19 protein-coding genes are annotated in these 22,494 nt (G+C 65.7%); 9 read left to right on the top strand and 10 right to left on the bottom strand.

Features of this window, described 5'->3' with window-relative positions; translation table 11 throughout:
- Window positions 1-102 precede the first annotated feature (102 nt).
- Window positions 103-1,191 carry a PAS domain-containing sensor histidine kinase gene (locus tag QGV55_RS01025; RefSeq protein WP_281018740.1) on the top strand — a complete coding sequence of 363 codons (1,089 nt, stop codon included), beginning with the start codon at window positions 103-105 and terminating at the stop codon, window positions 1,189-1,191.
- 14 nt (window positions 1,192-1,205) lie between these two features.
- Here QGV55_RS01025 and QGV55_RS01020 read toward each other — a convergent pair whose 3' ends face one another.
- The 6 genes from QGV55_RS01020 to QGV55_RS00995 form a co-directional block, all read right to left on the bottom strand.
- Window positions 1,206-2,117, bottom strand: coding sequence for a hypothetical protein (locus tag QGV55_RS01020; protein WP_281018741.1), 912 nt, complete (start codon window positions 2,115-2,117; stop codon window positions 1,206-1,208).
- Window positions 2,118-2,215: 98 nt separating this feature from the next.
- Complete coding sequence (gene dusA, locus QGV55_RS01015; RefSeq protein WP_281023708.1) at window positions 2,216-3,223, bottom strand: tRNA dihydrouridine(20/20a) synthase DusA; 1,008 nt, start codon at window positions 3,221-3,223, stop codon at window positions 2,216-2,218.
- Window positions 3,224-3,383: 160 nt separating this feature from the next.
- Window positions 3,384-4,145, bottom strand: a complete 762-nt coding sequence (locus tag QGV55_RS01010; protein ID WP_281018743.1) for a nuclear transport factor 2 family protein — start codon at window positions 4,143-4,145, stop codon at window positions 3,384-3,386.
- Window positions 4,146-4,158: 13 nt separating this feature from the next.
- A complete protein-coding gene (locus QGV55_RS01005) occupies window positions 4,159-4,839 on the bottom strand; it encodes a DNA-3-methyladenine glycosylase I (RefSeq protein WP_281018744.1) in 681 nt (226 codons plus the stop codon).
- Window positions 4,840-4,920: 81 nt separating this feature from the next.
- Entirely contained in the window at window positions 4,921-7,296 is a 2,376-nt protein-coding gene (locus QGV55_RS01000) for a heavy metal translocating P-type ATPase (RefSeq protein WP_281018745.1), read from the bottom strand.
- 84 nt (window positions 7,297-7,380) lie between these two features.
- Complete coding sequence (locus QGV55_RS00995; RefSeq protein ID WP_281018746.1) at window positions 7,381-8,244, bottom strand: DUF547 domain-containing protein; 864 nt, start codon at window positions 8,242-8,244, stop codon at window positions 7,381-7,383.
- Between the two features lie 163 nt (window positions 8,245-8,407).
- Here QGV55_RS00995 and QGV55_RS00990 point away from each other — a divergent pair, with 163 nt between their 5' ends.
- From QGV55_RS00990 to gltX, 6 genes are all read left to right on the top strand, one after another.
- Complete coding sequence (locus tag QGV55_RS00990) at window positions 8,408-9,145, top strand: hypothetical protein (protein ID WP_281018747.1); 738 nt, start codon at window positions 8,408-8,410, stop codon at window positions 9,143-9,145.
- A gap of 59 nt (window positions 9,146-9,204) precedes the next feature.
- The gene (locus tag QGV55_RS00985; RefSeq protein WP_281018748.1) at window positions 9,205-9,447 is read left to right on the top strand and encodes an Lrp/AsnC ligand binding domain-containing protein; all 243 of its coding nucleotides are present in this window, start codon (window positions 9,205-9,207) and stop codon (window positions 9,445-9,447) included.
- Between the two features lie 3 nt (window positions 9,448-9,450).
- Window positions 9,451-10,077, top strand: coding sequence for a bifunctional nicotinamidase/pyrazinamidase (gene pncA / locus QGV55_RS00980; protein WP_281018749.1), 627 nt, complete (start codon window positions 9,451-9,453; stop codon window positions 10,075-10,077).
- A gap of 117 nt (window positions 10,078-10,194) precedes the next feature.
- Window positions 10,195-12,114: a PhoX family phosphatase gene (locus QGV55_RS00975; protein ID WP_281018750.1), complete on the top strand. Its 1,920-nt coding sequence runs from the start codon at window positions 10,195-10,197 to the stop codon at window positions 12,112-12,114.
- A 112-nt stretch (window positions 12,115-12,226) separates the two neighbouring features.
- Window positions 12,227-13,888: an NAD+ synthase gene (locus QGV55_RS00970; RefSeq protein ID WP_281018751.1), complete on the top strand. Its 1,662-nt coding sequence runs from the start codon at window positions 12,227-12,229 to the stop codon at window positions 13,886-13,888.
- A 4-nt stretch (window positions 13,889-13,892) separates the two neighbouring features.
- On the top strand, window positions 13,893-15,227 hold the full coding sequence (gene gltX / locus QGV55_RS00965; RefSeq protein WP_281018752.1) for a glutamate--tRNA ligase: 1,335 nt from the start codon (window positions 13,893-13,895) through the stop codon (window positions 15,225-15,227).
- A 45-nt stretch (window positions 15,228-15,272) separates the two neighbouring features.
- On the opposite strand, the gene QGV55_RS00960 is transcribed toward gltX, so the two are convergent.
- The gene (locus QGV55_RS00960; protein WP_281018753.1) at window positions 15,273-16,154 is read right to left on the bottom strand and encodes a hypothetical protein; all 882 of its coding nucleotides are present in this window, start codon (window positions 16,152-16,154) and stop codon (window positions 15,273-15,275) included.
- 229 nt (window positions 16,155-16,383) lie between these two features.
- On the opposite strand from QGV55_RS00960, the gene cimA reads away from it, so the two are divergent.
- Window positions 16,384-17,985: a citramalate synthase gene (gene cimA, locus QGV55_RS00955; protein ID WP_281018754.1), complete on the top strand. Its 1,602-nt coding sequence runs from the start codon at window positions 16,384-16,386 to the stop codon at window positions 17,983-17,985.
- Window positions 17,985-18,764: an RNA methyltransferase gene (locus QGV55_RS00950; protein WP_281018755.1), complete on the top strand. Its 780-nt coding sequence runs from the start codon at window positions 17,985-17,987 to the stop codon at window positions 18,762-18,764. Before cimA ends, QGV55_RS00950 begins: the two co-directional genes overlap by 1 nt.
- 10 nt (window positions 18,765-18,774) lie before the next feature.
- On the opposite strand, the gene QGV55_RS00945 is transcribed toward QGV55_RS00950, so the two are convergent.
- Genes QGV55_RS00945 through QGV55_RS00935 form a run of 3 tightly spaced genes read right to left on the bottom strand, consistent with a single transcriptional unit; the run spans window position 18,775 to window position 22,472 of the window.
- Window positions 18,775-19,338 (bottom strand): phosphoribosyltransferase family protein, encoded by a 564-nt coding sequence (locus QGV55_RS00945; protein ID WP_281018756.1) that lies wholly within the window; start codon window positions 19,336-19,338, stop codon window positions 18,775-18,777.
- 18 nt (window positions 19,339-19,356) lie between these two features.
- On the bottom strand, window positions 19,357-20,658 hold the full coding sequence (locus QGV55_RS00940; protein WP_281018757.1) for an HlyD family type I secretion periplasmic adaptor subunit: 1,302 nt from the start codon (window positions 20,656-20,658) through the stop codon (window positions 19,357-19,359).
- Complete coding sequence (locus QGV55_RS00935; RefSeq protein WP_281018758.1) at window positions 20,655-22,472, bottom strand: ATP-binding cassette domain-containing protein; 1,818 nt, start codon at window positions 22,470-22,472, stop codon at window positions 20,655-20,657. The genes QGV55_RS00940 and QGV55_RS00935 overlap by 4 nt, the downstream gene beginning before the upstream one ends.
- Window positions 22,473-22,494: the final 22 nt, after the last annotated feature.

Raw genomic sequence — 22,494 nt, 5'->3', positions numbered from 1 at the left:
CCTGAGTCATCAACCAAATCGTCCTCGGAGATTCCGGCGCCCTACAGTACCGACCGGCGTCTGCTGGACTTTGCATGGGCAGGAACGGACTGGTTCTGGGAGATGGACTCCGCGCTGAGGTTCTGCTGGTTCTCTGATCAGTTCGAGGAAGTCACCGGCGTCTCACCGCGCGCCCTGCTGGGGTACAGCAGACGGGAGATGCTGGAACAGGGCGACCCGGTTACCGATGATGTGACGTCGCTGGCCGACTGGTGGAACCACGTCGCGCAACTGGAAGCCCATGAACCCTTTCGCGACTTCGTCCACCCCCGCATGCATCCCCGCAAGGGCAAGGTCTATGTCTCGATCAGCGGGACACCGGTGTTCGACACCGATGGCCGGTTCGCAGGCTATCGCGGCAGCGGTCGCGATGCGACGCGGGAGATCATGACCGAGAAGCAGCTGATGGAGGCCAAGGAAGAGGCAGAGCAGGCCAACCAGGCCAAGACCGCCTTCCTGGCCAACATGAGCCACGAACTGCGCACGCCGCTGAACGCCATCATCGGTTTCGCGGAGCTTATCGAGCAGCAGATCGCAGGCCCCATCGGCAACGAACGCTATTCGGAATATGCCGCCGACATTCGCCAGAGCGGTCGCCACCTGCTGGGAATAATCAGCGACATCCTGGACATCGCCAAGGTGGAGTCCCGACAGATCGAACTCGCGACCGATGTGGTCCCGCTGTGTGAACTCGTCGATGCCGCAATGAACAACGTCCGGCCACAGGCCAATCGGTCAGATGTGGAGCTGTGCCCGGCTGATGAAGCACCGGATGTCATGCTGCGATGCGACGAAAGGCGGTTGAGTCAGGTACTGGTGAACCTGCTGTCCAATGCCGTGAAATTCAGCGATGCGGGCGGCAGGGTCACCGTCACTGCCGGGTTCGCGGATGATCGTTTCGCGATCACGGTGACTGACACGGGTATCGGCTTGACACCAGTGGAACTGGAACTGGCGATGCAGCCGTTCGGACAGGCCGCCAATCACACCACCCGCGATCATGAAGGCACCGGACTGGGCCTCAATATCGCGGAGAATCTCTGTCAGTTGCACGGCGGCACTCTCGAACTGGTCAGCACACCAGGCGAAGGCACCTCTGCCAGCATCCTGCTGCCTGTCGATCGTGTCCTGTCCCCACGGGGACAGTCCTGAGCGCACGGACGTGGTCAGCGACGACCGCTGAAGAACCCCAGAAAACCGGAACGCTTCGGTTTCCGCATTTCAAGCTGGCCATCCGCAATCAGCGGCTGCGCCCCGCCATCAAGCCGGTCCATGCGCTGCGACAGTCGCTGAACCGCTCGCTCCACGGGGCCCAGCCCACCGGGTCCCGCCTCACGCAGGTCGCGTATCTCGCGGCGCAGGTCGGCAATCTCCCGACGCAGGGTCTCGACCTCCGACTTCATCGCGGACGCATCAGCGCGGCCCGATCCGGCGACTTCCCGGACAGCACTCCGCGCCACATCCGGTGCACTGCCGCGCCGTGTCGCCGGCAAGCCTGACGCATCGGCAGCGGCGGTGTTCCGGGGCGCTTCCTGCTGGTCATCCGCGCTTCGGCGGCGTGCGGACTGGCGCGGGTGCGATACGGCGCTCTCCCTGGGCGGGTGCCGTTCTTCGTCAGGATATGACGGGGCCGTCACGGGACGGGTCAGATCAACCTCCCCCACGATCTCCCCGGTCGTTGTCTCGATCTCGACGTCTTCAGGCAAATCGAAAGCCGGAACGGCCTCCGGCGGGGCTGACTCCATCGGGTGCATCTGCGGCGCCGTGGCAGTCGTCACAGGCTCCTCGGCGGGAACACGTGTCCCCCTTCGGCGCAGCAGGTTGGTACGGGCCGTTGACAGACGGTTGATCCGGTCGCGCAGGCTGGTATCGACGTTGCCGGTCTCGGGAGCCTTGGCGGAAGCCGGCTCGGCAGTCCGGGCCGGCGCTGCGGGCTTCTCCGCCCCGGCCGCCCCGGGTGCAGCACGATCAGCGGGCGCCTTCTTCTGCCCCGAGCCACCACGCCGAGCCCTGCCAACGGGCGGCGTGTTCAGGCTGCGGCGGATGCCAACCGTTGATGTGTCGTTCAGTGCTGACATGTCCTGTCGTCCCTCCGGAGACTTCGTTGCACCATAACACTAGGCAAGACGCGGGCCACATTGCAGTTTCGGTCTGCGTTCGGAAAGTCAGGCCTTGCTCAGGCAGCCACCGGGGCTGACGTGACATCTACTGCAGCAAGCGCACGGCGGATCGTTTCCGGCCCCGCGCCGGGCTGACGGGACTCCTCGCCCAGAATCCGGCGGAAGGTTCTGGCGCCGGACAGGCCATGCGCCAGTCCCAGCATGTGGCGGGTCATGTGCGGCAGCGGAGTGCCCGACAGCATCTCGCGCTCGACATGCTCCAGATAGCCCTCGATGACGGTTGCCAGATCCGGTGGCGGTGTCGCCTCACCAAAGAAGCGCCGATCCACCTCCGCCAGCAGCATGGGCCGGTGATAGGCGGCCCGGCCCAGCATGACGCCATCCAGGCGGTCCATGTGCGCCGCCGCCGCGTCCAGCGTTTCCAGCCCGCCATTCAGGATGATTGGAAGCTTGGGAAAGCCCTCCTTCAGCCGATGCACCAGACCATAGTCCAGCGGCGGCACATCGCGGTTCTCCTTCGGGCTGAGACCCGAGAGCCATGCCTTGCGCGCATGCACGATCACCGCGTCAGCACCTGCATCCGCCACCCGGCGCACGAAGTCCGGCAGCACCTCCTCCGGTTCCTGCTCATCAACGCCGATCCGGCATTTGACGGTGACCGGAACCGGGACACGCGCCTTCATCGCCGCGACACATTCCGCGACATGTCTTGCATTTCGCATCAGGACCGCGCCGAAAGCGCCATTCTGCACACGGTCGGAGGGACAGCCGCAATTCAGGTTGATCTCGTCGTAGCCCGCATCCGCGCCCATCGCCGCACAGTCCGCGAGATCAGCGGCATCCGAGCCGCCAAGCTGCAGCGCCACCGGATGCTCCGACGGGTCGAACCGCAGCAACCGCTCCCGCGGCCCATGGATCAGCGCGCCTGTCGTCGCCATCTGCGTATAGAGCCGCACCCGCCGCGAGATCAGGCGCAGCAGGTACCGGTCATGCCTGTCCGTCCAGTCCATCATCGGGGCGACGGAGAAGCGGTGGGACTTGCATGATGTCGAGCAGGATTTCATATCTCACCGAACAGCAGGCGATTCCGGCCAGCTGGCCTCTCGCGTTCCTTGCGACATGTTGCGTCGGCTTCGCGCGATGGCCGCGCCACATGAGGCAGTGCACATAGCATGCGCAGGATCAGCTTTGAACCGCCTCGGTCCTCGACCGCTGCCCTGCCTGTCAGAACTTCCCGTTCGAATTCCTCCATTCGCTGCGCGGGGCAATTGGCGAAACCGTGTTCCAGTGCTCGACAATCCGGCCGTCGGCGACACGGAACAGGTCATACAGTCCCGCATGGAGACCATCCTTGCTGCCCTCGATCATGCACAGCACGAAATTGCCCTCGGCAAGGACGCGATGCACCTGTTGGTAGATGGTGCGCCACGAGCCGTCCGACCGCCGGGACTCAAGCGATGCCCGTAACGCGGCAATACCGTCGGCGATCTCCGGATCATGCTGGATCAGGTCATCGGCGACGAAGGCATCCAGCCGGTCAAGCCGCCGTGCGACAAGCACCTCGCGCGCAAAACCGGTCACAAGCTCCCGATTTTCTTCGGTCTTGCCCAGATCGACAATGGCGGTCTCGCCATCCAGCATGGTGTGGCCTGACGGGTTCGGAGGCTGCTTCATCTGGATGTTGTCCCAGTGCTCGACCGCCTTTCCGTCCTCGAAACGGAAGACCTCGAAGGCCACTTCCACGCCCGCGAAGTCGTACTCGTTGTGGGCAAATGCGAAATCGCCATCCTCGAAGACACGCACAAAGGTCACACGCGGGTTCGTCTTCGCAAGGCGGGCAAACAGGTCGGCAAGGCCCAGGCTGCCCTCCCCTGTCCGTGGATTGTGCTGGATGTACTTCGCCTCGTTGACGACAGTGGCCGCTTCCGGATCTCCGGTTTCAATGCCCTTGCGAAGCTTCTGAAGCAGTTCCTTCCTGGATGTCATGCACAGGCCTCCATCAGGCTGAAGCATGGTCGATGCTGAGTGCAAGGGTCTGGCTGATGGCGGTCAGGCCGCGACCGGACTGGGCCGACCAGGTGTTGAAGGCATCCTGGACCGCCCGCATGTCCCGCTGCGCGGTGGGGGGCCGGTCGACCACCCCTTCCGCGATCAGCCGCGCCACCACGTCCTGTGAGAGAATGAAGCTGTCGCGGCCCATGCTGCGCAGCATGCGCTGGCCCGTCACGGCACCCAGCCGGCTGCCGCGCTTCGCGATCAGTTGCAGCAGATCGACATAGTCGGCATTCGGCCAGGTGGCGAAGGCCGCGCCCGCGCTGCCATGTTCCTGCGCCAGTTCCTGCAGGAAGCGGGCATTCGCGATCACGGCGCTGATCTTGGCGGCGTTCCTGACGATCCCCTTGTCGGCGAGCAGCCGGTCCATGTCCCCGTCGTGATAGAAGGCGACACGGGCCACATCGAACCCGTCGAAGGCGGCTTCGAAGCCCGGCCACTTCTTCTCGATCACCGACCAGTTGAAGCCTGCCTGGAACAGGCACTTCGCCATTGCCGCCAGCCAGCGGTCGGCAGGAACCCGAGCCAGTTCTGCCGCCGGAACGGGCCGCGTCAGCCGCGCCTCCAGCATCTCGGGACCGCCGTGGCGGTCAGCCGCAATCCGGTAGATCGCATCGAAATCCTGCATCCGCAGCCTCCTGAAAGAGCAGGCGCACCCGGTCTCAGCCTCTTTGAGGTGCGCAGCCCGTCGCCTGAGACATCATATAGCTCAGTCCCGGTCGAGTTGCAGCGCCCGGAGGCGCAGGGCATTGCCGATCACGGAGACGGACGAGAGGCTCATGGCCGCCGCGGCCAGCATCGGCGACAGCAGCGCGCCGGTCAGCGGGTAGAGCACGCCTGCCGCCACAGGCACCCCGACGCTGTTGTAGGCGAAGGCGAAGAACAGGTTCTGGCGGATATTGCGCAGGGTTGCCTGGGACAGCCGCCGGGCACGCAGCACACCCTGCAGGTCGCCTTTCAGCAGGGTGATCCCCGCGCTCTCCAGCGCCACATCCGCGCCGGTCCCCATGGCCAGCCCGACCTCCGCCGTGGCCAGCGCCGGGGCGTCATTGACGCCGTCACCGGCCATGGCGACCCGATGGCCGCGGGCCTGAAGTTCCTCCACCAGGGCCTTCTTGTCCTCGGGCAGCATGCCGGCGTGGACATCGTCGATTCCCAACCGGTCGGCGACGGCCTGCGCTGTCCGCATGTTGTCACCCGTGGCCATGACGATATGCATCCCGGCGGCGCGCAGGGCATCAACGGCCTGCGCGGCACCGGGCCGGACAGGGTCCGTCACTGCCAGCATGCCTACCGCCTGCCCGTCCACCGCCACGTGCATGACCGTGCAGCCGCTGTCACGCAGGGTATCGGCCCTGGTCTCTTCCATGGACAGGTCGATACCGAGATCCCGCATCATCGCGGCATTCCCGAGCGCAACCGGCACCCCGGCGGAGATCCCCCTGACGCCCTTGCCCGACACGGAAACGAACCCGGTGACGCTTGCGGCGCTGATGCCGCGATCGGCCACGCCATCGACAATGGCGCTGGCCAGCGGATGCCCCGATCCACTCTCCAGCCCCCGGGCGATGGCCAGCATCGCGCCCTCGTGCAGGGTACCGGTCACGACCACCTCGGTCAGGGTTGGCCTGCCCATCGTCAGGGTTCCGGTCTTGTCGACGATGATCGCGTCGACATGGGCAAGATGCTCCAGCGCCTCCGCGTCACGGACAAGCACACCCGCCCGTGCCCCACGTCCCGTGGCGAGCATGACCGACATGGGCGTGGCCAGCCCCAGCGCGCAGGGACAGGCGATGATCAGTACGGAGACCGCGGCGATGATCGCATGTGCCAGTGCCGGTTCCGGCCCCAGCAGCAGCCAGACGGCGAAGGCCGCGAGGGCCGACAGGACAACCGCAGGCACGAACCAGGACGCGACCCGATCCGCCAGCCGCTGCATCGGTGCCCGGGACCGCTGCGCCGCCGCCACCATGGCCACGATCCGGGCCAGCATGGCATCGTCACCCACCTTCTCCGCCCGGATCAGCAGGCTGCCATCGCCATTCATGGTGCCGCCCGTGACAATGTCTTCCCGGTCCTTGGCCACCGGCAGGGACTCGCCGGTCAGCATGCTCTCATCCACCGTGGAGCGGCCTTCCAGCACCACGGCATCGACCGGAACCGATTCACCGGGCCGGACCCGCAGGGTGTCGCCGGTGATGATGTTCTCCAGCGGGGCGTCATATTCGTCGCCATCGGGCAGCACCCGGCGCGCTGTCTTCGGGGCCAGGTCCAGCAGGGCCCGGATCGCATCCCCCGTCTTCTCCCGCGCGCGCAGTTCCATCACCTGCCCCAGCAGGACCAGGGTCACGATCACCACCGACGCCTCGAAGTAGACCGGCAGTTGCCCGCCCGCCCCACGCAGGGTGGGGGGAAAGAGCTGCGGCAGGTAGGTCGCGGCCATCGAATAGAGATAGGCCGTGCCGACACCGATCATGATCAGTGTCCACATGTTCAGATTGCCGGTCCTGACCGAGGTCCAGCCGCGATGGAAGAACGGCCGCGCCACCCAGATCATGACCACGGTCGCCAGCAGGCTTTCCAGCCAGGTCGCCAGGGGCTCGCCAATCCAGCCGCGCGCGGGGATACCGACCATCGGTGCCATGGTCAGGATCAGCAGCGGCACCGCCATGGCCAGACTGATCCACAGCCGCCGGGTGAAATCGATCAGTTCGTGGTTGGGGCCGTCCGACACGCCGCCCATCGGCTCCAGCGCCATGCCGCAGACCGGGCAGGTGCCGGGACCTTCCTGCACCACCTCCGGGTCCATGGGACAGGTGAAGGTGGCATTCTTCGGTGCTGTCTTGTGCTTGCGGGCCTTGTTGCCGGAGAGATGGAACCAGGGATCATTGCCGAACTTCGTGCAGCAGCCCTTGCCACAGAAATGGAACGTGTGACCCTTGTGCGGGAAGCTCGGCTTGCCCGCGTCGAGCGCCACCGTCATCCCGCACACCGGATCCTTCACCGCGCCATCGACCGGCACGGTGGCATCACGAATAATGTCGGCGGACCAGCCCTGCTCAGCCGGCCCCGATCGTGTCGTCATCTGGTGGATTCCCGTTCGCGAAACACGAACACATTCATGCAGCTTCCAGTAACCGGAAGGTCAACCGGCTCCAGGCCGACCGGATCAGTCCGTCTTGTCGAGCACGATCCCGTTCAGCCGCCAGTCATAGGCGTCGCCGGCAATCTCGCTGGTCGTGATCAGGTGATTGCGCAGGCCGCCGTCGGCGTAACGCAGCATGTGCTCGATCACGCCTTCCTCAGTTCCACCGAAATCCTCCCTGAACCAGACATAGATCGAGGAGACCTGGAGGCCACCGTGACCATCGAGATGTGCCCCCCGGCTGTGGTTGATGTAGGCGCGCGCCTGTTCCTCCAGCTGCACGTCCAGCTTCTCCGGCTCATAGGCCTCTGCCCGCAGGTCGGGGCAGCCGATCGAGGCGCAGTTGACGGCGTAATGGATGCGCGGATCATCGAATATCGGGCGCAGGATGCGGTGTTCGATGTCGTTCAGTGTCAGCGCCTGTCCCTGCACGGTCACCAGTTCCGCCCCCCAGGGGCCTGACGCGAAGAGACCGGGCGAGATGTCGATGTCGCGAATGCTCTCCACATCCGGATGGTCCAGCACCACACGCACGGTCAGCGCATTGTAGAGATTGATCCAGTAGGCAAGCTGATCCGGGCGATCCAGGCTTCTGACCTCCGTCGCGGCCAACCGCGCCACATAGCGATCCAGCACCGCCCGGTCACGCGCGAAACCGGCATAATCCACGCGCATCACCCCGTTGGGCCCACGCACCAGATGCGCCTTCAGCAGCCTGTCCCAGTCCGCGTGATCCACATGCTGTTCCGAAGACGGCGTGTAGGGGGTCCAGATCTTCCAGAGTTCCGCATCCGGCGCAAACAGACGCTCCCAGGGGGCTGAACTGGCAGCGAACGGCAGAAAGGCGAGGATCAGCAGAACCATCAGGCTCGGGCGACGACGGGGCATGAAACGGATCCTGGAAGCTGTTCGCGAACCCTTCGGATATCGCGTTCGGCTATCAGGCAGACAAGGTCATCAACGAAAAATGAAGCGGCCTGACCGAATCAGGCCGGGCATGACATCATCGAAAGTTCATTCGGATATTCACCCCGGAACGGACCCACGCCAGATGCCTGCCACGATCGGCCTTCTATCGACGGAGCAGCCGCCGACCGCCCTCGTGCTGGCGCTGGCGCCCGTGCTGGCCGCGTCTGGTGTGCAGGTGGTGGCGGCGCTGGATGACTTCCTGGCCTTCGACATCGACCGCCGGTCCACGGCGGGCCTGATGCTGCTGCCCGGATCCGGCGCGGCGATGGCGGAGCGGATCCCGGCGGAGCGTGTGTTCTGGATCGGGGAGCCACCCTTCACCCGCGACCTGCCGGTCGGGCGGACGCTGGGCAAGGCCCGCTTTCACGAGGTGGTCGGCCTGCTGAACGGACGCGCCAGCGGCGGCAACCTGCATCGCGCGGTGCTGGAGACGGGTGCCTTCATCCTTTCCGGCATGCGGATCTTCGACCAGACCAGCGCCGGATATGCCATCGACGGGGCACTGAAGTCCGGCACGGCGGCGGAGCGTTTTGCCGCCATGTTCGGCCAGGACGTGATGAGCGAACCCGGTCTGCTTGCCCCGCTTGGCCCGACACGTCGTGACGTCATCGCACCCCGGCGCGGCAAGGTTTCCGGCTGGAAGACCGGCCCCATGCGGGCGGCACTGCTGGCGCTGGGCGGTGGCGGGGCAATCGGGCGGATCGTGCCGGTCGGCACCGCCACCAGCCCCCGCAAGCCGGTTGCCAGGCTCTACGGCAACGACGCGGAGCGGGTGGAGCGCGCCGAAACGCTGCTGGTGGACGCCCTGCAACTGGCGTAACAGGAACCAATCAGACAGACTGCGGCCAGCGGCCAGCCGTCAGCAAAGGGAACGCCATCATGCAGACCATCTTCATCTGGGTGAAATGCCAGTTGGGCCAGGCCTACAAGGTCGCCGACGAGGCCGTGGAGAACGTCGAGCAGGTGTCGGAGGTGCATTCGGTCTCCGGCGAGTGGGACCTGCTGATGAAATGCTACCTGACCGACACACAGGACATCGGGCATTTCGTGAACGAGGAGATCCAGATGCTGCCCGGCGTCAAGGACACCTTCACCACGATCACCTTCAAGGCCTTTTCCTGACCCATGGTCGCCATCGACCCGGCAACCGACCTGCTGCTGCTGATCGACATCCAGAATGATTTCTGCCCCGGCGGTGCCCTGGCTGTTGCCGATGGTGATGCGGTGGTCCCGGTCGCCAACGCGCTGATCGACCGCTTCAGCCATGTCGCGCTGACACAGGACTGGCATCCCGCCGGGCATTCCTCCTTCGCCTCCAGCCATGCCGGCGCAGCGGCCTTTTCGACCGTCGAGACCGATCACGGGCCGCAGACACTCTGGCCTGACCACTGCATTCAGGGCACCAACGGTGCCGCGTTTCACCCGGACCTGACCATCGACCGTGCCGAACTGGTCATCCGCAAGGGGTTCCGCCCGGAACTCGACAGCTACTCGGCCTTCTTCGAGAACGATTGCAGGACGCCGACCGGCCTTGCGGGTTATGTCCGCGACCGGGGCCTTACCCATATGGTCATGGCGGGACTGGCCACCGATTTCTGTGTTGCCTGGTCCGCACTGGATGCCCGCAGGCTGGGCCTGGACGTCACCATGATCCTGCCCGGATGCCGCGCCATCGACCAGGATGGCTCACTGGCACAGGCCACGCAGGACCTGCGCGCGGCAGGTGTCGTGCTGGCAAGCCAGGTGACCTGATCGGGGCGGCAGCCCCCCTGCCCCAGCAGTCCTGTCACAGTGCTGAAAGATGATTCTGGCAGATGCATCACCCATGACCTGTGGGGAACAGGTCGCCCAACATGCAGGTGAAATCAGATGCCAGATACCATTCCGACGTCCAGCGAAGAACTCTCGTTCGACGCATTCGATGAAGCCAACAATCCGCGTCCGGCCACGACCGACTTTGAAACCGTCGTGGCGCGCGCGATGTCCCGCCGCCGCTTCCTGGGTGGCTCGATCGCCTTCGGTGCCAGTGCCTTCGTGATGGGTACGACGGCACTGACGCCGATGGAGACGCGGGCCGCCGCAAGCACTGCCGCCAGCCGCCTCGGCTTTGGCGCGGTTGCCGCCAACGGCCTCGACACGGTCACGGTGCCGGAGGGCTACAGCTGGCACATCGTGGCCCGGTGGGGCGACCCCATCTTCCCCGATGCACCCGAATTCGATCAGGCAACCCGCGGCACGGGAGCCAGCCAGGAGCGTGCCTTCGGCGACAACAACGACGGCATGGCCATGTTCAGTCACAATGGCCGCACCATCCTGGCCGTGAACAACGAGTACACGAACCGCGGCATCATGTACGGCAACCGGGCGTCCGGCCTGCCGGAGAACGCCGACGACGTGCGCAAGGGCAAGGCCGCCCATGGCGTCAGTGTTGTCGAAGTGGCGGAGCAGGACGGTTTCTGGAGCATCGTCACCGACTCGCCGTTCAACCGCCGCATCACCGCCGACACACCGATGGAGATCACCGGCCCGGCGCGCGGTCACGCACTGCTGCAGACGGCAGCCGACCCGACGGGCACCCGGTCGCTGGGCACCTGGAACAATTGCGGCAACGGGCGGACCCCCTGGGGCACCTATCTGACCTGCGAGGAGAACTTCAACGGCTATTTCTCCTCCAGCGATCCCGATCTGAAGGTTCCGGCAGAGATGGCCCGCTATGGCATCGGGCTGAAGGACTGGGGCTACGCCTGGGCCACGGCGGACGAACGCTTCGACATCGCCAAGCATCCGAACGAGGCAAACCGCGCCGGATACATCGTCGAGATCGATCCGACGGACCCGACCTCGACCCCGAAGAAGCGCACCGCGCTGGGCCGCTTCAAGCATGAGAACGCAGAGGTCGTCGTGGCCGCGAACGGTCATGTCGTCGTCTATCTCGGCGACGACGAGCGTGGCGAGTTCCTCTACCGCTTTGTCAGTGCCGACACCTACGGCCTGGGTCGGGACAACAGTGACCTGCTGGAGAACGGCCGGCTCTACGTCGCGAAGTTCACCGATGACATGCGCGGCACATGGGTGGAACTGACCCCTGAGTCCACGGGCATGGCCACGGATGCCGAGATCCGCATCCACACCCGCCAAGCGGCTTCCGCGGTCGGTGCAACCACGATGGACCGGCCCGAATGGGTCGCCGCCAACCCGCACCGGGTCGAGGCCTATTGCTGCCTCACCAACAACAAGAACCGCGGCATCAAGCCGAACGCGGGCGGCGACGAGACCCCGGTCGGCGGCCCCAACCCGCGCAAGGCCAACCTGTACGGCCAGATCGTGCGCTGGGTCCCCGACAATGGCGACCACACGGCTGACGGTTTCGGCTGGGACCTGTTCGTCACCGCAGGCAATCCGAGCGTGCATGACGATGCCAATGCCGGATCGGCCAATGTGACGCCCGAGAACAGTTTCAATTCTCCGGACGGCCTCGGCTTCGACAGCAAGGGGCTGATGTGGATCCAGACTGACGGCAACTATTCCAATGCCGGGGACTTCGCCGGGCAGGGCAACAACCAGATGCTGGTCGCCGATCCGGTGAGCGGCGAGATCCGCCGTTTCCTTGTCGGTCCGAAGGAATGCGAGATCACCGGCATCACCTTCTCGCCTGACCGGCGCACCGTCTTCATCGGTGTGCAGCATCCGGGCGAGAAGGGCGACAGCCACTTCCCGGACGGTGGCCAGAGCGTTCCGCGCTCAGCCGTTGTCGCTGTTCGCCGGGACGACGGAAGGCCCGTCGGCTGACCGGTTCCGGAAATCGTGCAGCGAAAGGGGGCGTCTCCCGCCGGGGGCGCCCCTTTTTCGTGTGACACCCTCACCGCTTGCAGGCGACGCGGCACGCGGCTAATGAAATCACATGACAGACAAGCTTCAGATCGCGCTGGCGCAGGCCAACCCGACCGTCGGCGACGTGCAGGGGAATCTTGCGCTTGCCCGTGAAATCCGCAGCCAGTCCGCCGCCCTTGGGGCGGACCTCGTGCTGTTTCCGGAACTGTTCCTGATCGGCTATCCGCCGGAGGATCTGGTGCTGAAGCAGGCGTTGCAGGATGACGCCATCGCCGCCGCCGAGACCCTGGCGGCGGAAACCGCCGATGGCGGCCCCGCGATGCTGCTGACCACCTGCTGGCGGGAGGACGGCAAGCTCTACAATGCCGTGCTGCTGCTGGACGGTGGCGAGGTCAAGGCCGCACGCTTCAAGCATGACCTGCCGAACTATGGCGTGTTCGACGAAAAGCGGCTGTTTGCCTCCGGCGCGCTGCCCGGGCCGATCAACTTCCGCGGCGTGCGGCTGGGCGTGCCGATCTGCGAGGATATCTGGACCCCCGACGTGGTCGAGTGCCTGGCGGAGACCGGCGCGGAGATCCTGCTTGTCCCGAACGGCTCCCCCTTCGAGGATGACAAGGTGGACACCCGCCTGAACCATGTCGTCGGTCGGGTGACCGAATCCGGGCTGCCGCTGGTCTATCTCAATCAGGTGGGTGGCCAGGACGAACTGGTCTTCGACGGCGGCTCGTTCGTCATCAATACCGACCGCTCCGTCGCCGTGCAGATGCCGGAGTTCGAGAGCGCGCTGGTGCTGACCACCTGGAACCGGACCCCCGACGGCTGGGTCTGCGAGAAGGGACCGGATGCCGCCCCCCGCTCCAGGCTGGAGAGCATCTACCGGGCAATGATGCTGGGCCTGCGGGATTATGTGAACAAGAACGGTTTCCCCGGTGTTCTGCTGGGCCTGTCAGGCGGCATCGACTCCGCGTTGAGTGCCGCGGTCGCCGCCGACGCGCTGGGTCCGGAGCGGGTCTGGTGCGTGATGCTGCCGTCAAAGTACACCAGCGAGGAAAGCCTGAAGGATGCGGCGGAGAATGCGCTGCTGATGGGGGCGAAGCTGGATACGGTCTCCATTGCCGACACCGTGGACGCCGTGGAAGGCGCACTGGCGCATGTCTTCGAAGGACGCGACCCGGACATCACGGAGGAGAACATCCAGTCCCGTGCCCGTGGCCTGATCCTGATGGCCATGTCCAACAAGTTCGGTCACATGCTGCTGACCACCGGCAACAAGTCCGAGATGTCCGTTGGCTATGCCACCATCTATGGGGACATGGCGGGTGGCTATTCGGTGCTGAAGGACCTCTACAAGACCACGGTCTTCGCCCTGGCCGACTGGCGCAACCAGCACCGCCCCTCCGACGCTCTCGGCAGGGAAGGTCGCGTCGTGCCGCAGAATGTCATCGACAAGCCGCCCTCGGCGGAACTGCGCCCGGATCAGAAGGATGCGGACAGCCTGCCGCCCTACGACCAGCTGGACGACATCCTGCACTGCCTGGTGGAGAAGGAGATGGCGTTCGAGGCCATCGTCGACCGGGGGCATGCGCCGGAGGTGGTGAAGCGGATCGAGCATCTGCTCTACATCGCCGAATACAAGCGCCGCCAGGCCCCGCCGGGTGTGAAGATCACCACCCGCAGCTTCGGCCGCGACCGCCGCTACCCGATCACCAACCGCTTCCGCGACGCGATCTGAGGTGATGCCGGGAACACCACGCGTCAGGTTCGCGCCCAGTCCGACCGGGGAGCTGCATCTCGGCAACATCAAGGCGGCGGTGATCAACTGGCTGTTCGCGCAGGCGCATGGCGGCAGTTTCCTGCTGCGCATCGACGACACCGATACCGAGCGATCAACACAGGCTTTCGAGGACGCGATCCTGCGCGACCTGAGATGGCTCGGCCTGGACTGGGACAACTTCGCGCGGCAGTCGGACCGGACCGCCAGCTACGAGGCCGCCATTCAACGGTTGCGGGACAGCGGACGCCTCTATGCCTGCTACGAGACACCGGAGGAACTGAACCGGAAGCGGGGCCTGCAGCGGGCCGCCGGTCGCCCGCCGGTATATGACCGGGCCGGTCTGCGCCTGACCGATGCCGAACGCGCCGTGCTGGAGGCCGAGGGTCGCCGCCCGCACTGGCGCTTCCTGCTCGACCGGAAGCGGGTCGGCTGGGACGATCTGGTGCGTGGTCCCCAGGATGTGGATGCCGCCTCCCTCTCCGACCCCGTGCTGATCCGCGCCGATGGCCGCCCGCTCTATACCATCACCTCCGTCGTCGATGATGGGGAGATGAGGATCAGCCATGTCATCCGGGGGGAGGATCACGTGGCCAATACCGCGGCCCAGATCCAGCTCTTCGAGGCGCTGGGGCATCCGGTTCCGGTCTTCGGGCACTTCGCCCTGATCGTGGAGACTGACGGCTCCCCCCTGTCGAAACGGGAAGGCAGCCGCACCGTTCAGGCCCTGCGCGAACGGGGCATCGAGCCGCTGGCGCTGGTCAGCCTGCTGTCACGGTTGGGCACGGCGCAGCCGGTCGAGGCCTTTGCGGACCATGCGGCCGCGGTCGCCGGGTTCGACCTGTCCACCTTCGGGCGGGCCGCCGCGCGCTTCGATGAGCGCGAACTGGCGAAACTGTCGGCGACGCTGGTTCACGGGCTGGATGTTTCCAGGGCATCGGCGCGGCTTGGTGACGGGATCGATCCGGCGCTCTGGGAGGCCGTGCGCGGCAATCTGGAACGGCTGGAAGACATCCGCGACTGGCAGGCCGTCGTCGGGGCCGAACTGGCGCCGGTACTGGAGAACCCGGACCTGACGGCACGCGCCGCCAACCTGCTGCCGGACGCACCGCTCGACGGCGAAAGCTGGGGCACCTGGACGAAAGCGGTCCGGGCCGAGACCGGGGCGAAGGGGCGTGACCTGTTCCGTCCCCTGCGCCTCGCCCTCACCGCCCGCGAACACGGCCCGGAGATGAAGGCCCTGCTGCCGCTGATCGGGCGCGAGCGGGCTGAGCGGCGACTGAGAGGCCAGACGGCCTGACGCCCAGTCCGCCAGACGCCCAGACAGCCTGACGCCAGGTGACCGTCAGCCGTCACAGTCGGAACCGTCATACCCGAAGGAAATGGCAAGGCTGCCGTCAGGGTCGAGAATGTCCACGGTGACTCCGACACCCTGCGAGAGAAGGTCATCGATGCCCGGCAGCCTGCAGAAGACGCCTGTGTAATAGTGCGCATCCGATTCCCGGTGAATGAACCAGTCCGACGTCTCCAGACGGATCACGAGGTCCGTCCCCTTGACGGCGATTTCGGCGAAGGTGAAGGCGTCATTGAGGGCATAGGGCGCATCGACCTCAGCCACGAACCGGTCAAGCCCCTCCGCGAGCCGTTCCTGCCGTACCTGCTTCTCCGCCTCCGCAGCCGCGCGTGCCTGCTCCGCTGCGATCCTGGCGACCTCAATGGCCAGCCGCTCCGCCTGTTTCTCATTCACGATGCCGCCCGCGATACAGAAGACTGTCAGCACGAAGATCAACCGTATCCCGTTCGCCCCGGTGACCTGGCGGTGAAACCAGCCCGTGTCCGAAGCACCTGATGACAGGGGAGGCGCGATCAGCAGCCAGAGATTCAGCAGCGGCACGTTGAGCAGAAAGCCCGCCCCGGTGCGCCCGCAGGCGTCCCTGCTCCGCGCCGCGGCGGCGGCGCCCAGCAAGACAAGTGTCAGCAGCACACCACCAGATTGCAGGGTCGCGAACCGGCCAGCATCCCAGTCCGCACTGTCCAGGGCACCACGGAAGCCGATTGCCAGGACGAGTTGGGTCAGGAAGAGCAGGGCCAGAAGGCAGAGCAGGAACGGAATGCGTCCCAATCGCCAGTCAGTGCGCCATGTGGTGACGAGCTGGCCGACGACGAACGCGACACAGAACGATACGCCGATGATGAGTCCGATATTCGGTGAATCCAGTATCGTCATTCCTGCCTCGCCCTTAACCCTGGACTGATATTCTTTCTTATCAGCCACTCAAGGTTGCAGGTATTGCCGGAATTTGACAAGGGGGAATTGGCCGCTGCCGCCGATCAGGGGCCGTCCGGTCGGGCCCGGCCTCGCCCCGGAACCACGCCACACTTGCCATGGCGCGGCACACCCCTTAAGGCAACCGGGCCGGTAACGGCATTCCCTCGAAGTACTGAAGACCCAGCAAATGACCAAAGATCGCCTCTATCTGTTCGACACCACCCTGCGCGACGGGGCCCAGACCCGTGGCGTCGATTTCTCGGTCGAGGACAAGCGCACGATTGCCCGTGCGCTGGATCAACTGGGCATTGACTACATCGAGGGTGGTTGGCCCGGCGCCAACCCGACCGACACGGCCTTCTTTGCCGATCCGCCGACCCTCGACCGGGCGAAGCTGGTCGCCTTCGGCATGACCCGGCGTGCAGGCATGTCGGCCTCCAACGATCCCGGTCTGTCCGCCGTTCTGAACGCGGACACGGCAGCGGTCTGCCTGGTGGGCAAGTCCTGGGATTTCCATGTCGATGTCGCACTGAATGTCCCGCGGGAGGAGAACCTCGCCTCCATCCGCGAGAGCATTGCCGCCGCCGTCGCGCGCGGGCGCGAAGCCATGTTCGATGCGGAGCACTTCTTCGACGGCTATCGCGACAACCCTGACTACGCCATCGCCTGCATCAGGGCGGCGGTGGAGGGTGGCGCGCGCTGGGTGGTGCTGTGCGACACCAATGGCGGCACCCTGCCGGGCGACGTGGAGCGGATCGCGGCAGAGGCGGCGAAGCATGTGCCCGGCACCAACCTGGGCATCCACGCGCACAACGATACGGAGAACGCAGTCGCCAATTCGCTGGCCGCCGTGCGCGCGGGCGTGCGCCAGGTCCAGGGCACCCTGAACGGACTGGGGGAGCGTTGCGGCAACGCCAACATGATCTCCCTGATCCCGAGTTTCTGCCTGAAACCGCTCTATTCGGATCACCTGACAACCGGGGTCGGACCGTCGGAACTGCGCCACCTGACCGCCACGTCGCGGCTGCTGGACGAACTGCTGAACCGGGCACCGAACCGCAACCAGGCCTGGGTGGGTGAATCCGCCTTCGCGCACAAGGGCGGCCTGCATGTCTCCGCCGTGCAGAAGGACCCGAAGACCTATGAACACATCGAGCCGGAGCTGGTCGGCAACCGCCGCCACGTTCTGGTCTCCGATCAGGCCGGGCGGTCCAACATCCTGGCGCGTCTGGCGGAGGTCGGGATCGATGTGGACCCGAAGGACAGCCGCATCAACCGCCTGCTGGAGCAGGTGAAGCAGCGCGAATTCGAGGGCTATTCTTATGACGGCGCGGAAGCCAGCTTCGAGCTGATGGCGCGGCGCGCGCTGGGCCAGGTCCCGGACTACTTCAAGGTGGACCGGTTCCGGGTGCTGGTGGAGCGGCGCTACAACGCCCGTGGCCAGTTGACCACGGTGTCGGAGGCCACCGTGAAACTGTTCGCGGGCGGCAAGGAGCATCTGACGGTGGGGGAAGGCAATGGCCCGGTCAATGCGCTCGACATGGCGCTGCGCAAGGGCATGCCCGTCTATTCGGACGTGCTGAAGAGCCTGCATCTGGTGGACTACAAGGTCCGCATCCTGAACGGCGGTACCGAGGCGGTGACCCGTGTGCTGATCGAAAGCGCCGATACCTCCGGGGAACGCTGGTTCACCGTCGGCGTCTCGCCGAACATCGTCGAGGCCAGCTTCGATGCGCTGCATGACGCCATCACCTTCAAGCTGTTCCGGGACGGCGCGAAGGCAATCTGATGGCGGGAACCGACAGTCGGATGCAGGATGCGGAACTGGCGCAGCCCGCCATCATCCTGGTGCGCCCGCAGATGGGCCAGAACATCGGCGCCGCCGCCCGCGCCATGCTGAATTTCGGCCTGGGGGAGATGCGGCTGGTCGCCCCCCGCGACGGCTGGCCCAACCCCGACGCCCGCGCCATGGCCTCCCGCGCCGACGAGGTGCTGGATGACGCGCAGGTCTTCGGGACGGTCGAGGAAGCCATCGCGGACCTGCATCTGGTCCTGGCCACCACGGCGCGCGGGCGCGAACTGGAAAAGCCGATCCTGCAACCCCGTCAGGCGGCGGAACAGGGACACCAGGCCATGGCCAGCGGACAGCGTGTCGGCTTCCTGTTCGGGGGCGAACGGGCCGGACTGGACAACGACGACGTCGCCCTGGCCAATGCCATCATCCACGTCCCCGCCAACCCGGCCTTCGCCTCCCTCAACCTGGCGCAGGCCGTGCTGCTGGTGTCCTACGAATGGCGCATGGCGGCGGGCCTGCCGGTGCGCATGCACGGCCAGATGCCGGAGGCCGAACCGGCCACGTCAGGTCAGATGCAGGCGTTCCTGGACTTCATCAGCGGCGAGCTGGACAGCGCCGGCATGTTCACCCGCATCGAGGACAAGCGCCCCACCATGCTGCGCAACCTGCGCTCCATGTTCCATCGCGCCCAGCTGACGGAACAGGAAGTCCGCACCCTGTTCGGCATGATGCGCTCCATCAGCGGTCACCGGCAGAACCAGCGGAAGCGGTAGACCGGCGGCCTCAGCCCTCCGCCTTCATCGCCCGGTTCAGGTCGGGGTGGGCCTTGTGGCGGGCGATTTCCTCAGGCGTCAGGCCGTCGATCTCGTGCGGGAAGACCAGCCACTTGTCGGTCTGGTGGACGTAGTAGTCCGGCACCCGCTCGGTCTTGTTCAGGTGGGGCTTCCAGTAAACCGTGGCGACACGGATCTCGTCGGGGGTATTGCGGCGGCACTTGCGCCGCAGCTCCTGGATCACGGCATCGATGCTGCGCCCTGAATCGAAGGTGTCATCGACGATCAGCAGCTGATCGTCCGCCGAGATATTGTCGATGATGTAGTTCAGGCCGAAGACACGCACCGTCGATGCCTGCTCCCCGGGGCGCAGGTACGACGCGGTGCGGATGGCGATGTGGTCGTTCTGGACGCCGTAATAGTCCAGCACCTCGTGCACCGCGATGCCGATGGGGGCACCACCGCGCCAGATGCCGACAATGAAGGATGGCCGGTACCCACTCTCGTAGATCCGCAGACCAAGTTCGAAGGAGTCACGCAGCAGTTCGTCGGCGGAGATGAATGTCTTGTCCAAGAGAGGCCCGTCCCGTGCTCAGCGCTCGCGGAAGCCTTCCTGTTTCAGACGCAGGAAGGGCTTCAGCAGAAACGTCATCACTGACCGCTCCCCCGTATGGATGTCAACTGCGGCCTGCATGCCGGGCGTGATCGGCATCAGCGCACCGGACTTGTCGACGAAGCCGCCGGTGGTCTCCACCACCACGTCGAAATAGGGCTCCCCCGTGGACGGCAGCCGGTTGGCGTCCGCGCCGATGCGGATCACCCGCCCCTCCAGCGCGCCATACTGGAAGAAGTCATAGGCGGTGATCTTCACCATCGCCTTCTGCCCCACCTCGACATAGCCACGGTCGTTCGGGTTCAGGCGGGCCAGCACGATCAGGGTCTCGTCCAGCGGCACGATCTCCATGATCGCGTCACCTGACCGGATGACACCGCCGATGGTATTGGCCACGAGGTTCTTGACGACGCCGGCAATCGGGCTGCGGATGGTGGCGCGCAACTGCTGGTCATTGGCCTCCGTCAGCAGTTCCGAGAGGCGACCGATCTCCTGCTCCGCCTTGGCCAGCGCCTCCGAAGCCTCGGAGCGGAAGCGGAGTTCCTCCTCCTTCAGCAATTCGCGCGCCTCATCGATTCCTGCAGTGATCCGGGGGATGGACCTGTTGGCCGTGTCCAGCTTGCCCTCCAGATCCGTGACCTCCGCCTCCAGCTCCAGATGGTCCAGTTTCGGCGTCAGTTCACGCTCCAGCAGGCGCTTCGACATCTCGAAGCGTCGCTTCTGCACCGCCAGGTTGCCGTCGATGCTGCGCCGCTTGGACTGCAGCTCGGCCAGTTCGGCCTGGCGCTGGCGCAGCTTGGCACGCAACGCGCCCAACTGGGTCTGGTACTGGGCATTGCGGGACCGATAGGCATCGATTTCGTTCTGCACCAGTTCCGGGCGACGCTCCGCCACCTCCGGCGGCAGTTCCAGCTGTTCCCCCGTCGCCAGCGCACGGTGCCGGGCCGCGTTCAGCATCAGACCGTCGATGCGATAGCTGATCTCCTCCCGATTGGCCTGGCTGGGGGCGAGATCGATCTGGACCAGCGGCTGGCCCTCCTCCACCACGTCGCCTTCCCGCACCAGCAGCGCCTCGACAATGCCGCCTTCCAGATGCTGGATCAGCCGCACCTTGCCCTGCGGTTTCACTTCACCCGGCGCGACCGCCACCTCGTCCAGCTTGGCCGCGGCAGCCCAGACGCCAAAGCCGGACAGCAGCAGGATGACAATCAGCGCAATGACCCGCCAGAGCGTGGCGCGGGCCTGACGCTGCATCTGTTCGATACGCTCGTCAGTGGTCATTTCGCGGCCTCCGTCACGGCATCGGACCCATCGGCCTTCGACGTTTCAGACGCTGGCTTGGCGGGCGCGGCAGGCGTAGCAGGTGCGGCGGGTGCGGCGACCGGCTTTGCCACGGCAGGCTTGCGCTGTGACAGGCTGGGCAGCACCTGATGCGCCGGGCCGCCCTTCACGATCACGCCCTTGTCCAGGATCACCACATTGTCGCAGGCCCCCAGCAGGATCGAACTGTGCGAGACCATGATCACCGTGTGATCGCGCGAAAGCTGTTTCAGCCGGTCACGCAGCGCTTCCTCCGCCGCCCGGTCAAGACTTGCCGACGGTTCGTCCAGCAGCAGCACGGGCGGATTGCCGATCAGGGCGCGCGCGATCGCCAGACGCTGGCGCTGGCCGCCGGAAAGGGTCCGGCCGCCTTCGCCAACGACGGTACCGTAGCCTTCGGGCAGATCGACAATGAACTCATGCGCGCCAACGGCCTGTGCGGCTGCCAGAATCGCATCATCGTCAATGTCTTCCCGCCCACGGGCCAGGTTCTCGCGAATGGTGCCGGCCAGCAGCACATTCTCCTGCGGGACATAACCGATCCAGCGGGCGTACTGGGTCAGCGGGAACTGGGTGATGTCCGCCCCATCCAGCAGGATGCGTCCGCTGACCGGCTCATAAAGCCCCATCAGCAGCTTCAGCAGCGTTGTCTTGCCGGACCCGTTGGGACCTACGACAGCGTGCATGCCCCCTGCCGGAAACTTCAGCCGGATCTCGCGCAGCACCGGTTCCTGATCCGGGGCGAAGGCGAAGGTCATGCTCTCGACACTCATCGCCCCTTCCGGCCGGGGCAGGTCCATCACCTGTTCCTGGTGATCATCCGGTTGCGACAGCACCTCCGTCAGACGACGACCGGACTGTCGTGCCATGACCAGCACCCGCCATTGCGTCACCAGTTGCGCGAAGGGACCGACGATGCGGGACGCCAGCATGTTCGTCGCCACCAGCGAACCGATGGAGATCTGCTGGTCCATGATGGCGAGCGCGCCGGTTGTCGTGATGGCGATGGTGGTCATGACAGTCAGGCTGACACCGACATTGCCGTAGGTATCGTTGATGCGCCCGCGATCCATGGCGCTGTCGATGGCATCCACCTGCTTGTCGCGCCACATGGGCCGCACCGCCCCCTCCAGCGCCAGTGCCTTGATGGTGGTGCGATTGGCGATGATGTCCGCCAGAAAGGCATCGCGACCGATGGAGGTGCCGCGTTCCTTGTTGGCCGCCGCACCAATGGCAAAGCCCGACCGGAGGGCGAAGAGGACGAAGACCGCCGCCGCGACCAGCACGACCCAGACCAGCGGTTCCGCGACGACATAGATGATCATGATGAACATGACCGCGAACGGCAGGTCCACCAGCATGATCACGGGCGGACCGGCAACGGCGTTGCGGACCATGTCGGAGTCGCGGAACAGTCCCTGCCAGAAGGCCGCGGGCCGGGACTCCAGCACCCGAAGGGGCATGCGGCCCAGCTTCTCGAACAGCACCTCCCCGAAATGCAGGTCAAAGCGCAGAGACGCGCGCTGAACGGCGCGGCTGCGGGTCTGGCGCAGAAGGAAATCGAACAGGATCACCACGGCCATGCCGATGGCCAGACCCTGCAGGGTCGTCAGCCCGGCCTTGGCCACGACCCGGTCATAGACCTGCAGCACGAAGACCGGCACAGCCAGCGCCAGGATGTTGATGAACAGGCTGAGCAGCAGCAGTTCGCCCGTGGCGGGCCAGACCGGTCTGATCAGAGCCCTGAATCCGCCCTGTTTCGCCGGTTCAGCCATTCAATTGTCCAGTGCCCCCAAG

This window comes from Minwuia sp. IMCC3009 (assembly GCF_029909415.1).
Lineage (GTDB): Bacteria > Pseudomonadota > Alphaproteobacteria > Minwuiales > Minwuiaceae > Minwuia.
The sequence above is the reverse complement of the archived record's forward strand: the minus strand, read 5'-3'. Positions and strand labels throughout refer to the sequence as shown.

What these genes read in the sequence shown, in the direction of transcription:
- QGV55_RS00995 (WP_281018746.1), bottom strand. Translation starts at nt 8,244, where the DNA reads ATGCCCCGTCGTCGCCCGAGCCTGATGGTTCTGCTGATCCTCGCCTTT.
- QGV55_RS00960 (WP_281018753.1), bottom strand. Translation starts at nt 16,154, where the DNA reads ATGACGATACTGGATTCACCGAATATCGGACTCATCATCGGCGTATCG.
- QGV55_RS00985 (WP_281018748.1), top strand. Translation starts at nt 9,205, where the DNA reads ATGCAGACCATCTTCATCTGGGTGAAATGCCAGTTGGGCCAGGCCTAC.
- QGV55_RS00975 (WP_281018750.1), top strand. Translation starts at nt 10,195, where the DNA reads ATGCCAGATACCATTCCGACGTCCAGCGAAGAACTCTCGTTCGACGCA.
- QGV55_RS01025 (WP_281018740.1), top strand. Translation starts at nt 103, where the DNA reads ATGGACTCCGCGCTGAGGTTCTGCTGGTTCTCTGATCAGTTCGAGGAA.
- QGV55_RS01000 (WP_281018745.1), bottom strand. Translation starts at nt 7,296, where the DNA reads ATGACGACACGATCGGGGCCGGCTGAGCAGGGCTGGTCCGCCGACATT.
- QGV55_RS00950 (WP_281018755.1), top strand. Translation starts at nt 17,985, where the DNA reads ATGGCGGGAACCGACAGTCGGATGCAGGATGCGGAACTGGCGCAGCCC.
- QGV55_RS01020 (WP_281018741.1), bottom strand. Translation starts at nt 2,117, where the DNA reads ATGTCAGCACTGAACGACACATCAACGGTTGGCATCCGCCGCAGCCTG.
- QGV55_RS00970 (WP_281018751.1), top strand. Translation starts at nt 12,227, where the DNA reads ATGACAGACAAGCTTCAGATCGCGCTGGCGCAGGCCAACCCGACCGTC.
- QGV55_RS00940 (WP_281018757.1), bottom strand. Translation starts at nt 20,658, where the DNA reads ATGACCACTGACGAGCGTATCGAACAGATGCAGCGTCAGGCCCGCGCC.
- QGV55_RS01005 (WP_281018744.1), bottom strand. Translation starts at nt 4,839, where the DNA reads ATGCAGGATTTCGATGCGATCTACCGGATTGCGGCTGACCGCCACGGC.
- QGV55_RS00990 (WP_281018747.1), top strand. Translation starts at nt 8,408, where the DNA reads ATGCCTGCCACGATCGGCCTTCTATCGACGGAGCAGCCGCCGACCGCC.
- cimA (WP_281018754.1), top strand. Translation starts at nt 16,384, where the DNA reads ATGACCAAAGATCGCCTCTATCTGTTCGACACCACCCTGCGCGACGGG.
- dusA (WP_281023708.1), bottom strand. Translation starts at nt 3,223, where the DNA reads ATGAAATCCTGCTCGACATCATGCAAGTCCCACCGCTTCTCCGTCGCC.
- gltX (WP_281018752.1), top strand. Translation starts at nt 13,893, where the DNA reads ATGCCGGGAACACCACGCGTCAGGTTCGCGCCCAGTCCGACCGGGGAG.
- pncA (WP_281018749.1), top strand. Translation starts at nt 9,451, where the DNA reads ATGGTCGCCATCGACCCGGCAACCGACCTGCTGCTGCTGATCGACATC.
- QGV55_RS01010 (WP_281018743.1), bottom strand. Translation starts at nt 4,145, where the DNA reads ATGACATCCAGGAAGGAACTGCTTCAGAAGCTTCGCAAGGGCATTGAA.
- QGV55_RS00935 (WP_281018758.1), bottom strand. Translation starts at nt 22,472, where the DNA reads ATGGCTGAACCGGCGAAACAGGGCGGATTCAGGGCTCTGATCAGACCG.